General features: G+C 66.0%; 16 protein-coding genes. All 16 read left to right on the forward strand.

Translation table 11 applies throughout. The features are described from left to right. Window positions 1-25: 25 nt before the first annotated feature. A complete protein-coding gene (locus tag V5D55_RS09105) occupies window positions 26-4,534 on the forward strand; it encodes an FtsK/SpoIIIE domain-containing protein (RefSeq protein WP_435749083.1) in 4,509 nt (1,502 codons plus the stop codon). A gap of 98 nt (window positions 4,535-4,632) precedes the next feature. After that, on the forward strand, window positions 4,633-4,926 hold the full coding sequence (locus V5D55_RS09110) for a WXG100 family type VII secretion target (RefSeq protein ID WP_435749084.1): 294 nt from the start codon (window positions 4,633-4,635) through the stop codon (window positions 4,924-4,926). A 127-nt stretch (window positions 4,927-5,053) separates the two neighbouring features. Further along, entirely contained in the window at window positions 5,054-5,278 is a 225-nt protein-coding gene (locus V5D55_RS09115; RefSeq protein ID WP_435749085.1) for a hypothetical protein, read from the forward strand. Window positions 5,279-5,288: 10 nt separating this feature from the next. After that, window positions 5,289-6,986 carry an ABC transporter substrate-binding protein gene (locus V5D55_RS09120; RefSeq protein WP_435749086.1) on the forward strand — a complete coding sequence of 566 codons (1,698 nt, stop codon included), beginning with the start codon at window positions 5,289-5,291 and terminating at the stop codon, window positions 6,984-6,986. Between the two features lie 112 nt (window positions 6,987-7,098). Beyond that, window positions 7,099-7,770: a hypothetical protein gene (locus V5D55_RS09125; RefSeq protein WP_435749278.1), complete on the forward strand. Its 672-nt coding sequence runs from the start codon at window positions 7,099-7,101 to the stop codon at window positions 7,768-7,770. Then, window positions 7,770-8,405 (forward strand): hypothetical protein, encoded by a 636-nt coding sequence (locus tag V5D55_RS09130; RefSeq protein ID WP_435749087.1) that lies wholly within the window; start codon window positions 7,770-7,772, stop codon window positions 8,403-8,405. Before V5D55_RS09125 ends, V5D55_RS09130 begins: the two co-directional genes overlap by 1 nt. After that, window positions 8,398-8,772, forward strand: coding sequence for a hypothetical protein (locus tag V5D55_RS09135; RefSeq protein WP_435749088.1), 375 nt, complete (start codon window positions 8,398-8,400; stop codon window positions 8,770-8,772). Before V5D55_RS09130 ends, V5D55_RS09135 begins: the two co-directional genes overlap by 8 nt. Beyond that, window positions 8,769-9,041, forward strand: coding sequence for a hypothetical protein (locus V5D55_RS09140; protein ID WP_435749089.1), 273 nt, complete (start codon window positions 8,769-8,771; stop codon window positions 9,039-9,041). Before V5D55_RS09135 ends, V5D55_RS09140 begins: the two co-directional genes overlap by 4 nt. A gap of 36 nt (window positions 9,042-9,077) precedes the next feature. After that, window positions 9,078-9,209 (forward strand): hypothetical protein, encoded by a 132-nt coding sequence (locus tag V5D55_RS09145; protein ID WP_435749090.1) that lies wholly within the window; start codon window positions 9,078-9,080, stop codon window positions 9,207-9,209. Window positions 9,210-9,410: 201 nt separating this feature from the next. Beyond that, window positions 9,411-10,082, forward strand: a complete 672-nt coding sequence (locus V5D55_RS09150; protein ID WP_435749278.1) for a hypothetical protein — start codon at window positions 9,411-9,413, stop codon at window positions 10,080-10,082. Window positions 10,083-10,111: 29 nt separating this feature from the next. Beyond that, complete coding sequence (locus V5D55_RS09155) at window positions 10,112-10,777, forward strand: hypothetical protein (protein WP_435749091.1); 666 nt, start codon at window positions 10,112-10,114, stop codon at window positions 10,775-10,777. Then, complete coding sequence (locus V5D55_RS09160; protein WP_435749092.1) at window positions 10,761-11,078, forward strand: hypothetical protein; 318 nt, start codon at window positions 10,761-10,763, stop codon at window positions 11,076-11,078. The genes V5D55_RS09155 and V5D55_RS09160 overlap by 17 nt, the downstream gene beginning before the upstream one ends. 182 nt (window positions 11,079-11,260) lie before the next feature. Beyond that, window positions 11,261-11,623 carry a hypothetical protein gene (locus V5D55_RS09165; protein ID WP_435749093.1) on the forward strand — a complete coding sequence of 121 codons (363 nt, stop codon included), beginning with the start codon at window positions 11,261-11,263 and terminating at the stop codon, window positions 11,621-11,623. Beyond that, entirely contained in the window at window positions 11,620-12,273 is a 654-nt protein-coding gene (locus V5D55_RS09170; RefSeq protein WP_435749094.1) for a hypothetical protein, read from the forward strand. The genes V5D55_RS09165 and V5D55_RS09170 overlap by 4 nt, the downstream gene beginning before the upstream one ends. Window positions 12,274-12,344: 71 nt before the next feature. Then, entirely contained in the window at window positions 12,345-13,049 is a 705-nt protein-coding gene (locus tag V5D55_RS09175) for a hypothetical protein (RefSeq protein WP_435749095.1), read from the forward strand. A gap of 78 nt (window positions 13,050-13,127) precedes the next feature. Continuing rightward, window positions 13,128-13,709 (forward strand): polymorphic toxin type 15 domain-containing protein, encoded by a 582-nt coding sequence (locus tag V5D55_RS09180; RefSeq protein ID WP_435749096.1) that lies wholly within the window; start codon window positions 13,128-13,130, stop codon window positions 13,707-13,709. Window positions 13,710-13,712: the final 3 nt, after the last annotated feature.

Raw genomic sequence — 13,712 nt, forward strand, 5'->3', positions numbered from 1 at the left:
TGTTCAGTGGAACCGGGGGATACGTATGAGGCTGAAGCTGACGTTGCACCGTCAGGCAGGTGACCCTGTCGACATCGTGATCACGACGGACTCCACCGCGACCGCCGGAGATGTGGCCCGCCACGTCGCGGAGGCGGATCCGACCCGATCGATCCCGGTCGCCGAAGGCGACGTGCTCACGCTCGCGGTCGCGCCGCCGACCGGGGAGCGTCTCGTCCCGCTGCAACCCGAGGTCCCGATCGGCGAGGCTCCGATCGGCTCGGGCTTCGCGGCATCCATCGTCAACTACGGCCCCGACTACTCGTTCGCCGGGCAGCGCGACGTCGCCGGCGTGCTCATCGCGACCGCGGGAGCGCTGGCCGGCCAGGAGTTCCCGATCTCCTCCGGGCACGTGTTCCTGGGCCGTGAGGCCGGCAACGATGTCGTCCTCGCCGATCCGATGGTCTCGAAGCGGCACGCCCGTCTCGAGGTCGGCACGCACATCGAGGTCGTCGACCTGAACTCCGCGAACGGCGTGCTGGTCGACGGCGTGGCCGTGCAGCGCGTCCGCGTCGAGGAGGGCGAGCCGTTCGTGATCGGCGGCACCACGCTCGTGCTGCGTCTCGCCCGCTCGTTCGACGGCTCGGCCGCCGAGGAGCCGATCATCGAGCGCGGCGGCGGGTTGCAGTTCAACCGCAGCCCCCGAGTGGAAGTCCGCTTCCCCGGGACGCTGTTCAAGGTGCCGCGGCTTCCGACGGAGAAGATCGGGAAGATGTTCCCGTGGCCGATCATGGTCGCCCCGATCCTGATGGGCATGGCGCTGTTCGCCATGAACGGCAACCCGCGATCGCTCCTGATGATCGTGATGACGCCGCTGATGGCGTTCGGCAACATCATCAACCAGGCGGCGCAGAGCAAGAAGAGCGAGGGACACGAGGTGCTGCTCTTCGAGCGGCAGTACGAGCAGCTCGAAGAGGACTTCTTCCACGGGAAGCCCGAGGAGGAGCGCGCCCGCAACGCGGAGGCACCGCCCGTCGCCGAGATCTACGACCACGCGATGCGGCTCGGGCCCATGCTGTGGACCCGACGGCCTGAGCACTGGAACTTCCTCGGTCTGCGGCTCGGCAGCTGCCGTCTCCCGGCACGCAACAAGATCGACGACGCCGAGGTGCCCGATGGCCTCCCCGAGTTCATCGATCGCGTCGACCGGCTGCGGGAGCGGTACGAGTTCGTCGACGACGTTCCGGTGTTCGAGAAGCTGGCGGTCGCGGGTTCCATCGGGATCGCGGGACCGCAGGGTCCCGTCGCCGACACCATGCGCGGCATCGCGGTGCAGCTGCTCGGTTTGCACGCGCCCAACGACGTGGTGGCCGTGGCCTTCGCCGACTCCGCCTGGACGCCGGAGCTGGAGTGGCTCAAATGGATGCCGCACACGTCGAGTGAGAAGAGCCCGTTCCGCGACATGGCGCTCGCGGATTCGGCGCCGACGAGCGCTGCCCTTCTGAGCAGTCTCGAGGAGTACGTGCAGCGGGCGACCGGCGACCGCGAGGGCGAGCCGCGCGGGCCGTTCAAGGAGGAGTGGAACCCGCTGCTCTACGGCACGGACGTCTCCCGTGCCGCCACCGATCATCAGGGAACCCCGCCGCTGTCCGTGATCGTCTTCGTGAGCGGCGATGCGCCGGTCGATCGCGGACGCCTCACCGACGTGCTCGAGCGGGGTGCGGATCACGGCGTGCACGCGGTGTTCGTCTCGCCGACGGTCGAGTCGCTGCCCGCCGTGTGCCGCAGCTACATCGACGTCACGGCCGGGCTGGAGGACGCGCAGGTCGGCCTCGTCCGCAACGGCGAGTACTTCGAGCACGTGCGGGTCGAGGGCGTGTCCAACGCGTACATGAACATGCTCGCGCGCCGGCTCTCTCCCGTGCTCGACGCGAGCACGGCCGTGCACGACTCCTCGGACATCCCCGGAGCCGTGATGTTCCTGCAGCTCGTCGACCCGGCCATCGCGGAGGACCCGCAGGTCGTCATCGAACGGTGGCGGCAGAACAACACGATCGTCGATCGCTCCACGAATCCGCGGCCGCGGCTGAAGAAGGCCAGCACGCTGCGCGCGATCATCGGACAGGGTGCGAGCGACGCCATGGCGCTCGACCTCCGCACGCAGGGGCCGCACGCGCTCGTCGGCGGCACGACCGGTGCCGGAAAGTCCGAGTTCCTGCAGGCCTGGGTGCTCGGCATGGCGGCCGCGCACAGCCCCGACCGCGTCACGTTCCTGTTCGTGGACTACAAGGGCGGATCGGCGTTCGCCGACTGCGTCGAGCTGCCGCACTGCGTCGGCCTCGTCACCGACCTGAGCCCGCACCTCGTGCGTCGCGCCCTGACGAGCCTGAGGGCCGAGCTGCAGCACCGCGAGCACCTGCTCAACCGCAAGAAGGCGAAGGACCTGATCGAGCTCGAGAAGCGGCAGGACCCGGAGGTCCCTCCGGCCCTCGTCCTGGTGATCGACGAGTTCGCCGCCCTCGCGTCCGAGATGCCGGAGTTCGTCGACGGTGTCGTCGACATCGCCCAGCGCGGCCGCTCGCTCGGCATCCATCTGATCATGGCCACGCAGCGCCCCGCCGGTGTCATCAAGGACAACCTGCGTGCGAACACCAACCTGCGCATCGCTCTGCGCATGGCCGACGAGGCGGACTCGCGTGACGTCGTCGACGACGGCGTCGCTGCGACGTTCTCTGCCTCCATCCCTGGCCGCGCCATCGCCAAGACCGGCCCGGGGCGCCTGGTGCCCTTCCAGTCGGCGTACGCGGGTGGCTGGACCACGGAGGACGACGGGGCCACCGCCGAGGTGCGCGTGGCACCGCTGCGCTTCGGCTCCGCCGCCGAGTGGGAGCCGGACCTCCCCGCCGATTCCGACGCGCACGAAGCCGATCTCGGTCCCAACGACCAGAAGCGCATCGTATCGACGCTCATCCGGGCCAGCGAGGCCGCGGCTCTTCCCGCGCCGCGTCGGCCGTGGCTCGACGACCTCGCCCCGCTCGTCGACCTGTACGACCTGCCCAACGAGGGAGACACGCGCATCCCGATCGCCCTCGTCGATGTCCCGGAGAGCCAGCTGCAGCAGGCCGCCGTGTTCTCTCCGGACCGCGATGGCTCGCTGGTGATCTACGGCACCTCCGGGTCGGGCAAGTCCACCCTGCTGAAGACGATCGGCACCGCGGCCGGCATGCGTCCTGATCTCGGGCGGGTGCAGGTGTACTGCCTCGACTTCGCCTCGGGAGCCTTGGGTGCGCTCGCCTCGCTTCCGCATGTCGGATCGGTCGTCGACGGCGCGGACGTCGAGCGCATCCAGCGTCTGCTGCGCACGCTCGACGGCGAGATGGACCGTCGGGCCGCGGCGTTCTCCGCCGCCAGCGCGGCATCCGTTCAGGAGTATCGGGAGCTGAGGGATCCGCGGATGCCGCGCATCCTGCTGCTGATCGACAACTACCCCGAGTTCAAGAAGGACTGGGAGGTCGCGGCAGGTCGCAGCGCCTTCTATCGCATGTTCATGCGCATCCTCGGCGAGGGGCGCACGCTGGGTGTCCACACGGTCATCACCGCGGACCGCGGCAACGCCGTGCCGAGTGCGGTCGCCGCGAACATCTCGCGCCGCGTCGTGCTGCGCATGGGCGACCCGAGCCAGTACATGCTGCTCGCCGCGCCGCGCGACGTCCTCGACGAGCAGTCGGCACCGGGGCGTGCGATCGTCGACGGGCACGAGGCGCAGATCGCCGTGCTCGGCGGCACCCTCAACGTGGTCGAGCAGACCAAGGCCCTTGTGGCGTTGGGCGACAAGCTCCGCGAGGGCGGCGTGCGCGACCTCCCGGAGATCGGCGCGCTGCCGACGATGGTCCTCTCCTCGGAGATGCCCACCAAGATGAGCGGGATGCCGGTGTTCGGCGTCGCCGACGATACGCTCTCGGCGCACGGCTTCGAACCGATCGGCTCGTTCGTGATCACCGGACCTCCGGCGTCGGGAAAGACGAACACCCTGCGGGCGCTCGTCGTCGCGATGGAACGGTTCGATCCCGGCATCCGCATGTATCACTTCGGCAATCGCCGTTCGGAGCTCAAGGACTTCCGTCCCTGGGTGAAGAGCGCCACGCGTCCGGAGGAGGAGAAGGAGCTGGCAGAAGAGCTCACCCAGCTCGTGGTGAGCGATGTGTCCGCCGGTCGCATCATGATCGTCATCGAGGACATCCCGCATCTCGCCGACGGCCCGGCCGACCGGGCGATGCGTGCGCTCCTGCAGGCGATGAACAACAGCGACCACATGCTGATCGCCGACGCCGAGATCAGCCGCGCGAGCGGCAGCATCGGCGTGCTCGGGGAGTGGAAGACGGGCCGGCAGGGCATCGTGCTCAAGCCAGACACCTACGACGGCGATGCGATCTTCAAGGCGCCGTTCGGCCGCGTCAAGCGCACGGACTTCCCGGTCGGGCGTGGAATCTTCGTGCAGGCGGGCCGCACGCTGACGATGCAGATCCCGTTCGTCCCGACCGATGGGCAGAGGTGACATGGGTACCGCTCCCCGTTTGCCGATCGACGATCGTTGGCTAACCTCGTCGTAAGAGGCCGAGCGGCCTGAACGAGAAGAAACTGGAGGCGGTTCTCATGGCCCATGATTTTGGCGCAACGTACAGCGAGATGGAAAGCGCTGCGGCGCGACTCCGCGACGGCCGCAGCGCGGTCACCGACACGCTCAAGGAGCTGCAGGGCGTCATCGACGACCTCGTGCAGGACGGCTTCAAGACCGAGAACGCGTCGGACGCGTACGCCACGGCGTACGAGGAGCTCACGACGTCGCTCGACGACGCAGCGGAGGCCGTCAACGACATGGCCCAGGCTCTCGACCGGATGGCGGACCAGATCCGCGACACCGACTCGAACATGGCCGGCGGCGCCTGACGCATCGCGCACGAAGAGGTCGTGGGGTTGATCGGAAGATCGACCCCACGACCTCTCTCTGTGCAGGGGGCAACTGCGGATCGCCCCGAATAGAATCGATCGGGAACACGAGGGGAACACACGAGCGATGAGCGGAACACAGAGCTACTACTGGTACAACCTGACCTCGCAGTCGGTGGTGCGTGCGGACGAGCGTCCTTCCGAGGATGTCATCGGCCCGTTCGGCTCGCCGGAAGAGGCCGAAGAGTCGCCCGCGATGCTGCTGGAGCATGCGCGCGCCTGGCTGGAGAGCGAAGAGAGCGAACCGTTCCGCGCGCTGGCCGAAGAAGAAGACGGCACCGATCTCGCGTGACCGACGGCTCATGAGGGGGGAGCGCCGCGTTGCGGCGGGTGTGGTGGTGCTGCTCGCGGCGTGCCTGACCGCCTGCGCGCCGGCGCTGCCGGAGACGGTCGTGCCTGACACGCGCATCACCGCGGGGTGGACGGGCGAGTTCACGTCGGCCAACGCCGCGGCATCCCCCACTCCGGGCAACATCGACATCGCCGAGACGATCCGCGGTGACTTCGGCGACCTGGTCGACGGGGAGTTCGTGGCGGATGAGGGTTTCGGGGCGGTCACCATCGTCTCCGACGACCCGTTCACCGTGCGATACGACCTCGCCGAACCGTCCTGGTCCGACAGCATCCCGCTCGACGCCGCCGATCTCCTGCTCGGCTGGGCGGGAGCTTCCGGCTATTTCGACGACGGGGAGGACGGTTCCGCTGAAGAGGCCGCCGCTGAGCCCGCGATTCCCACTCTCGACGAGTTCGCCCGCGCGATCGAGGTGACGTACCCGCAGCCTGACATCGGCTGGCAACGGGCCGTCACCGTCCCGGTGCCCGCTCACGTGGTCGGACGGCGGGCCTTCGGCATCGACGATCCGATGGAAGCGAAGCAGGCCGTCATCCGGGCCATCCAGGACAGCGACGACAAGGCACTCGACGAGATCGCCGCGGTGTGGAACGAGGACTTCGAGATCGGCAAGGAAGGGAAGCTCGCTGCGGAGCTCCTGCTCTCGAGCGGCCCATTCCGCATCGACGAGGTCAGCCGAGACGGCGACGGGCAGAGCGTCACGCTGGTGCCCAATACGGCGTACCGCGGGCTCGTGACGCCCAAGGTCGCCCGGATCGACCTCGTGCCGCGGGGAGATCAGCCGGAGTCGGAGGTCGGCGACCGGCTCGACGTCGTGCAGGTGGCTCCCGTCACCGCCAACCGCGAGCAGATACGCCAGCTCGAGCGCAAGGATCTCACGGTCGACACGCGGCATGACGGCACCCTCTGGGCGCTGATGCTCGACCCCACCCGCATCTTCACTCAGCCGCAGGCACGAGCAGCATTCCTCCGCGCCATTCCGGCGACGGCGTTGACGGAGCGCGGCTCGGGTGTGTGGGCGACGGCTTACACGGGGACCACGTCGATGCTGACCGCACCGGGGTCGCGTGCCTACGACATCGTCAACGAGGACTCCGGATTCACCGGGGCACTCGGGACGCCCGGCGAAGACGCCGCGCTCGAGCGCGAGAGCGCCGGAGTGCGCGCCGGATCATCTGTCTGCGTGCTGTACGACAAGGGAAGCGAATTCGCGACCGGAGCGTTCGTTGCTCTGCGCGAGGCCGCGGCCGAAGCCGGCTGGAGCGCCGTCGACTGCGGCAGCGCCGACTTCGACGCCGCCCTCGCCGCGGGTGCCTGGAACGCCGTGATCGCACGGGTGCCCGTGCCGCAGACGCCCGCGCAGATGCTCGACCAGTGGGGCAGCCAGGGCGCGGCATCCGTCACCGGAAACTCCGACCCCGATCGTGACGCGCTGATCGCGCAGCTCGCACAGACCACGGATGTGTACGAGGCGAGAGATCTTCTCGCGCAGATCGAGGCGACGATCGTGCGGGCCGCCGTCGCGCTGCCGATCGCGATGAACCCGCGGGTGACGATCATCGATCGCGCCGCGACCGGGATCACGCCGCGCACCGGTGCGACGGCCCCGCTCACGTATGGCGTCACGCAGTGGGAGGTCGCCAGGTGACGGCGACCCGTCGGGTTGTTCTCCCCATCGCGACCTGGCGCTCGCGGCTCGTAGAGTCATCCATGGAGGTGTCGCTGTGGGAATGATGTTGCCGAATGAGCTTGTCTGGGTGATGGAGAAGCTGGGTTTTGAGTGGCCGGATATTGATGAGGATGAGGTTCGCAAGGGTGCGACCTTGGTGCGGAATTTCGGGTCGGATCTGGAGGGTGTGATCCAGTCGGTTGATCGTCAGATGAATGGTGATCTGGGTGGGGCTCTGCGGGGGCAGACGGGTCCGGCGACGATGTCCGCGTGGAACACGAATCGGTCGCAGAATCTGCAGAAGTTGATCGATATCATGCCTCCGGCGGCGACGGCGATGGATGTCGGGGCGGATGCGATCTTCGCGTTGAAGATGAAGGTGATCGTGGATGTGTCGTCGACGTTGATCACGTTGGTGGCGATGTTGACGAATCCGATCACGGCGGCGGGTGCGGGTCCGATGTTGCTGATCAAGAAGAAGTTGTTGAATGCGGCGGTGGATATCGCGGTGGAGCAGTTGTTGGGTCAGTTGGCGCCGATGTTGATCGAGCCGATGGCGGAGCATTTGCCTGCGGTGATCGATGCGATTCTGGATGCGCCGATGGTGGAGGGTCAGGTGGGGGACTCGGATGAGTTCTATGCGGATCTGCAGGCGTTGGAGGATGCGCAGTCGACGATGAAGTTGCATGGGGCGGATATTCAGTCGTTGACGTCGAATTTCTTCTCGGATTTCGAGGCGTTGGATTTCGGGGGTGATGACTGATGAGTGCGATCAAGCCGATCATCCGTGAGGTGAGGCAGGCGGTGTTGAAGGGCTTCGCGCATGCGAAGGACAAGTTGCATCAGGTGGCGGACAACATCACCCACCACGTCGACGACGTCGCCAAGCGGGTGCGTGGTCAAGATCGATTCGACGGCCCCGGAGGCAATGGCGGTTCCGGCGGTTCGAACGGCCAGCCCTACTCCCATGGCGTGCGCTTCTTCGGTCCGGAGCAACTGAAGTACTACACGCGCGACAATGCGACGCTCGGCCGCGAAGGCAGCGCCGTATTCATGATGCCTTCGGAAGACGCGGTCAACGTCAGCAGCGCGATGGATGCGGCGATCGAGAGCGGGCTCGCCCCGAGCGTGACAGAGGCGGCGCTGCGCGGCGATCCCGTGTACGGCGCACTGATTCCGGTGGATCATCTGCCACAGCGGCTGCCGACCTCGGAAGACGCCGGTGGGTTCGTGCACTACCTGCCGGGTGGGCACACAGCCGTCAACATCGATGGTGTCAACTATCCGAACGCCACCCACGAGTTCGTCGTGGACGGCGGTGTTCCCCTGCCCCCCGGTACCGTCGTTTTCGAACTGGGCCCTGGCGGCACCTGGGATATCCTGGGCATCTATGGTTGAGCCCGGTACACCAGAACCCTCGACGATCGAGGCGCTGGCCCTCACTGCACAGAGCGGGGGACAGCCGGCCAACGACGCATTGATCAACGCGTTTCTCGATGCCGTCGTGGTCGTTCCCAGCGGGAGCGACCCGGGCAAAGGCTCGTTCGAGCCCGTGATGATCGACATCGAAGGCGTTTCGCACATGCTCGTCTGCGATTCGCTCGCCGCTGCGCGCGAAGCCACTGACCTCGCCCCCTTCGCCGTGTCGATGAGAGGAAGCGATGTGGTTCGGGGAGTGACTCCCGGACACGCCATCCTCGTGCGTACGCCGAAGACAGGCTTCGCCATCGACGAGGCCCTGCTGGACGAGATCCGCGCGCGATGACGCCTCCGAACCCGGCGTACCCGGGTGCCTGCGAGATCTGCGCCGGCTATTGGGCCACCTACGCGCCGGACGCGCGCGCCGTGACGATCGGCGAGAGCGAAGAATTCATGGCAGAGGTGCGTCGCTGCCGCCACTGCGGGACCTACTGGGAAGTGGGTGCCTTCAGCTATCCGCAGGTGATCTCTCGCGAGCATGCGCGGCGGGAGCTTCCCGATCTCGATGAGCTCGAGAGCGCACTGGGTATCGACTTCCCGGACCCGCCGCAGTAGTCCACGGGGTCACCGATTGCGGTCGATGGAGGACTGATGAAGAACCTGACCTACGACGGCATCATCGCCGAGGAGATCGTCACGTTCTCGGAGCAGATGGCTGCGCAACGAGAACGCATGGAGTCGTGGCTCCGATCAGGTCAGGTCGAGGGGCGAGAGGTCCCGTGACCGCACGCGCGAATCGACGTATCCGGATGCTTGCGAGTTCTTCGCCCGACACGGTGCGGGAGTCTTACACGATCCGCGAACTCGAACCTCATCCGCGACCCGGGTTGTTCTCCCCATCGCGCTGAGCTCTTCTCGCTGGGTACTGTCGTGTGTGGAGGTGTGGCTGTGGGAATGATGTTGCCGAATGAGCTTGTCTGGGTGATGGAGAAGCTGGGTTTTGAGTGGCCGGATATTGATGAGGATGAGGTTCGCAAGGGTGCGACCTTGGTGCGGAATTTCGGGTCGGATCTGGAGGGTGTGATCCAGTCGGTTGATCGTCAGATGAATGGTGATCTGGGTGGGGCTCTGCGGGGGCAGACGGGTCCGGCGACGATGTCCGCGTGGAACACGAATCGGTCGCAGAATCTGCAGAAGTTGATCGATATCATGCCTCCGGCGGCGACGGCGATGGATGTCGGGGCGGATGCGATCTTCGCGTTGAAGATGAAGGTGATCGTGGATGTGTCGTCGACGTTGATCACGTTGGTGGCGATGTTGACGAATCCGATCACGGCGGCGGGTGCGGGTCCGATGTTGCTGATCAAGAAGAAGTTGTTGAATGCGGCGGTGGATATCGCGGTGGAGCAGTTGTTGGGTCAGTTGGCGCCGATGTTGATCGAGCCGATGGCGGAGCATTTGCCTGCGGTGATCGATGCGATTCTGGATGCGCCGATGGTGGAGGGTCAGGTGGGGGACTCGGATGAGTTCTATGCGGATCTGCAGGCGTTGGAGGATGCGCAGTCGACGATGAAGTTGCATGGGGCGGATATTCAGTCGTTGACGTCGAATTTCTTCTCGGATTTCGAGGCGTTGGATTTCGGGGGTGATGACTGATGAGTGCGATCAAGCCGATCATCCGTGAGGTGAGGCAGGCGGTGTTGAAGGGCTTCGCGCATGCGAAGGACAAGTTGCATCAGGTGGCGGACAACATCACCCACCACGTCGACGACGTGGTGAAGAAGGTCAAGGGACAGGACACGTACGACGGCCCCGGGAGCTCGAGCCACCCGGGTGGAAGGCCGGGCGACGGTCACGTCGAGGGTGACGCGCCGAACCCCCAGCCGTTCCCTGATCTCAATGACCCCGAAGTCCAGGATCCCGATCTGGTCGATTGGGATGTGGTCAACGCCATCGACACGCGAACGGGACCCAACGACGCGACATTCTGGTCGGGCCGGATTCTGGACAGCGATGGCAACACGATCCCGGACGGAACCCAGCTCGGAGCGCAGAACCTCACCAATTCGTCGCACGGCGAGACGCTCGAACAGCTCCTGGATCGCCAGGGGATGACCGATCGCATGCCCTCTGACTGGAACGACCCGTCCACGAATGCCACGTGGCGAGAGGTCTCGACGCAGCTTGCCCAGAATGCATCGGGAGACGTTCGAGCCTACGTCGGCGACGTCCGGGCAGAATCCGTGTGGAACGAGTGCGAATTCCCGACCCTCGCGCAGAATGGCAACGTCACTTCGGTTACGATGATCGATGCGTCGACCGGAAGGATCCTCAATGTCTTCGTCCGCTGAACGTGAGCCGGATCAGCTCACCGCCGCCATCATCGCGTACGTCGGGTACGGCTCGCGGCGCACGCCGGGAGCTGATGATGCGGCCGTGCTCGCCATGGATGTCGCCGATCCCGAGGCTCTCCTCGCCGAGGTCAAGCAGATCGTGAAGGCCAGCGACACCCTGCACATCCCGAAGGAGGCCTTCGGGAACCAGAACAAGTCGATTCTCTTCGGCATCGAATTCGAGAAGATCTGGCCCGGGCTCAGCCCCGAGGCTCTCTACGCATTGTCCTGGCGCTGGTCCTACCTCGAGTTCTTCTGATCGAGCGACCGATGCGATGACGACACTCATCGCCGATCTTCCGAAAGAAGTTGATCGAGCCGATGGCGGAGCATTTGCCTGCGGTGATCGATGCGATTCTGGATGCCTCGGCGACGAGCAACGGGTACCGGTTCGACCCGACGACGCTGCAGGCGATCCTGCGATGACGTTGAGGAGTGAGAATGCCGCACGATGATCTGACCGTGGACGATGTGCTCGACCTGGTCGGCGAACATCTCCCCGCCGCGACGCAGGCACGCCGGAAGTCGGATTCCGCGCTCGGCTTCGTCCTGTACGACGCGTTCGCCGTGCACGGCGCCTACGACGAGTACGGCCGGGGCAACTGGGGATTCAGCATCCCCGTAGGCGGAGACGCGTCGGTGTCCAGAGTCCTCGGGCAGAGGCTTTCGATCCGCGGCACCCGGGAAGAAGTGCGAGAAGCGTTCGAGGCCATCGACGCCTACGTGCGGCTGCGACTGGGATCCGAGTACCTCGCCGCGTGCGAGGTGGCCTACGGTGGCGGACCGGCGTCGCCCGCCGCATGATCCAGAGCCCGCAGCGGATCGAGGCGAGCCGTGACGGCGTCGTCCATGAGGCGACGATCAGCTGGCAGTTCACACCCGACTATCGCTGGACGGTGTCGATCGAGTCCCCGTCGTTCGATGCGTTCGAGGCGACGGAGAACGATGCGTTCGAGGCTCTGTGCACCGTGCGCGAGCACCTCGAGCCGCAGGGGTGGCGTCTCGGCGTCGTCGGCGCGCAGATCGACGTATGGCCCAGCGGCATGGCCCGCGATCAGGGCGGCGGGAAGGCTGCCTACCGGATCTCTGCCCGCGGTGCCGGTGCTGTGGTGCAGACCTTCGAGCCGGCCGACCCGGCGACCGTGACCACGGTCGCCGAGCAGCGGGCCGCGGCCGACCAGTGGTTCGACCTCAGTGCCGCGGTCGTGGTCTATCTGACGAACTTTCCCGGCAGGAATGACGCGGAGTTCGAGGCGCAGTTCGGCTCTCCCGGTATCCGCGAGGCGGTGCGAGTGCTACTGGACGAGACCATCGCGATCCAGATGGACTGGGCGGGCAGAACCTTGAACGATATCGGCGACGAGGTCGAGCGTGTGATGCACGCGAGACATCCGGAGTTGACGGATGCTGCGCTCAAGAGTCTCGGCGACTACTTCACCTATCTCGTGAAGTGAGGTGGATGGGAAGCGCTACCCATGGTGTGTAAAAGCACGGGCGTCGTACAGTCTGTGCAGGAGGTGCCGCAATGGGAATGATGCTGCCGAACGATCTGATCTGGATCATGGAGAAGCTGGGCTTCGAATGGCCCGATGTCGACGAGGACGAACTCCGCCGCGCCGGCGACATCGTCAGCACCTTCACCGGTGAGCTCGAGGGGCGGATCCAGGCCGTCGACCGGAAGATCAACGGCGACATGGCCGCCGCCATGCGCGGGCAGGCCGGTCCTGCATTCGTCGCTGCCTGGAACAGCAACCGCTCCAACAACCTGCAGAAGCTGCTCGATGCGCTGGGTCCGGTGCCGCCGGGACTCGAGGTCGCGGCGGTTGTCGTCTTCGGACTGAAGATGAAGGTCATCGCCGACCTCACCACGACCGCGATCGCGCTGGTGGCCATGCTGACCAACCCGTTCACGGCACCCGGGGCGGGCCTGATGGTCATCGCCAAGAAGAAGCTGCTGAACGCGGCCGTCGACATCGCACTCGAGCAGGCCCTGAACCAGATCCTGCCCATGGTGCTCGAGCCGCTGATCGAGGAGCTGCCCGGCCTGGTGATGGCCGCGCTGGACGCCCCGGTGGTCGAGGCGGCCGTCGGCGACTCGGACGAGTTCTTCGCCGACCTGCAGGCACTGGAGCAGGCGGAGTCCGATCTGGACATCCATGCTGACGACATCGACGAGCTGATCGAGCGGCTCGGCACCGATCTCGCCGGCCTGAACATCACGGGGGACTGACCGATGGGAAGAGTGGGAGACGAGCTCGCACGGCCGATCATGAGGGCGCTTCAGGACGCGTCGCCAAACCTCAAGGCATTGGCTGACATTCCCCGGAAGCTGCGTGCGAAGGCCCGGGGGAATCAGGGCGCGATCCGGTACATCGACCGTTACGACGCCGACGCGACACACGTCGACATCACGATCCAACGGTTCAACCGCAATCCTGACCATCGTTCCGATCAGTTCGACGATCAGCTGAACGAGCAGATCGACACGCTCGAGAACACGACGATGGCGGACTGGGTCCTCAACCGTGTCGACTACCTGAGGAACGGCCGGCCCTCGGACTCCTTGTCCGCTCAGCAGGACACCCGTGATCTCGCGGCCAACGATGCGCTCGCGGAGATCATGGCGGACAATCCGGACCTCGATCCGGAAGCAGCGTCCAATTTCGTGGACCAGTGGATGGAGACGCAGGCCGCTCTGCACCGCCTGGACGGCATCGCGGGCGGTGACGTGACCGACGTGCCCCGGGTGGGCGACGGGAACGTGAACTCCTCGCTCGGAAGGCAGTGGCGGGACCGCGTGGCTGACCTCGACGCTGCGGTGATCGACTTCATGCAGAACAATCCTGGCGTCGACCTCAACACCGTCTTCATGAACATCCACTTCCGATAGGTT

Origin of the sequence: Microbacterium sp. PMB16, from assembly GCF_051294855.1 — a bacterium.
Lineage (GTDB): Bacteria > Actinomycetota > Actinomycetes > Actinomycetales > Microbacteriaceae > Microbacterium.

Bases quoted from the DNA above. Each gene is read 5' to 3' on its own strand.
- V5D55_RS09105 (WP_435749083.1), top strand. From the start codon at position 26: ATGAGGCTGAAGCTGACGTTGCACCGTCAGGCAGGTGACCCTGTCGAC.
- V5D55_RS09110 (WP_435749084.1), top strand. From the start codon at position 4,633: ATGGCCCATGATTTTGGCGCAACGTACAGCGAGATGGAAAGCGCTGCG.
- V5D55_RS09115 (WP_435749085.1), top strand. From the start codon at position 5,054: ATGAGCGGAACACAGAGCTACTACTGGTACAACCTGACCTCGCAGTCG.
- V5D55_RS09120 (WP_435749086.1), top strand. From the start codon at position 5,289: ATGAGGGGGGAGCGCCGCGTTGCGGCGGGTGTGGTGGTGCTGCTCGCG.
- V5D55_RS09125 (WP_435749278.1), top strand. From the start codon at position 7,099: ATGGAGAAGCTGGGTTTTGAGTGGCCGGATATTGATGAGGATGAGGTT.
- V5D55_RS09130 (WP_435749087.1), top strand. From the start codon at position 7,770: ATGAGTGCGATCAAGCCGATCATCCGTGAGGTGAGGCAGGCGGTGTTG.
- V5D55_RS09135 (WP_435749088.1), top strand. From the start codon at position 8,398: ATGGTTGAGCCCGGTACACCAGAACCCTCGACGATCGAGGCGCTGGCC.
- V5D55_RS09140 (WP_435749089.1), top strand. From the start codon at position 8,769: ATGACGCCTCCGAACCCGGCGTACCCGGGTGCCTGCGAGATCTGCGCC.
- V5D55_RS09145 (WP_435749090.1), top strand. From the start codon at position 9,078: ATGAAGAACCTGACCTACGACGGCATCATCGCCGAGGAGATCGTCACG.
- V5D55_RS09150 (WP_435749278.1), top strand. From the start codon at position 9,411: ATGGAGAAGCTGGGTTTTGAGTGGCCGGATATTGATGAGGATGAGGTT.
- V5D55_RS09160 (WP_435749092.1), top strand. From the start codon at position 10,761: ATGTCTTCGTCCGCTGAACGTGAGCCGGATCAGCTCACCGCCGCCATC.
- V5D55_RS09165 (WP_435749093.1), top strand. From the start codon at position 11,261: ATGCCGCACGATGATCTGACCGTGGACGATGTGCTCGACCTGGTCGGC.
- V5D55_RS09170 (WP_435749094.1), top strand. From the start codon at position 11,620: ATGATCCAGAGCCCGCAGCGGATCGAGGCGAGCCGTGACGGCGTCGTC.
- V5D55_RS09175 (WP_435749095.1), top strand. From the start codon at position 12,345: ATGGGAATGATGCTGCCGAACGATCTGATCTGGATCATGGAGAAGCTG.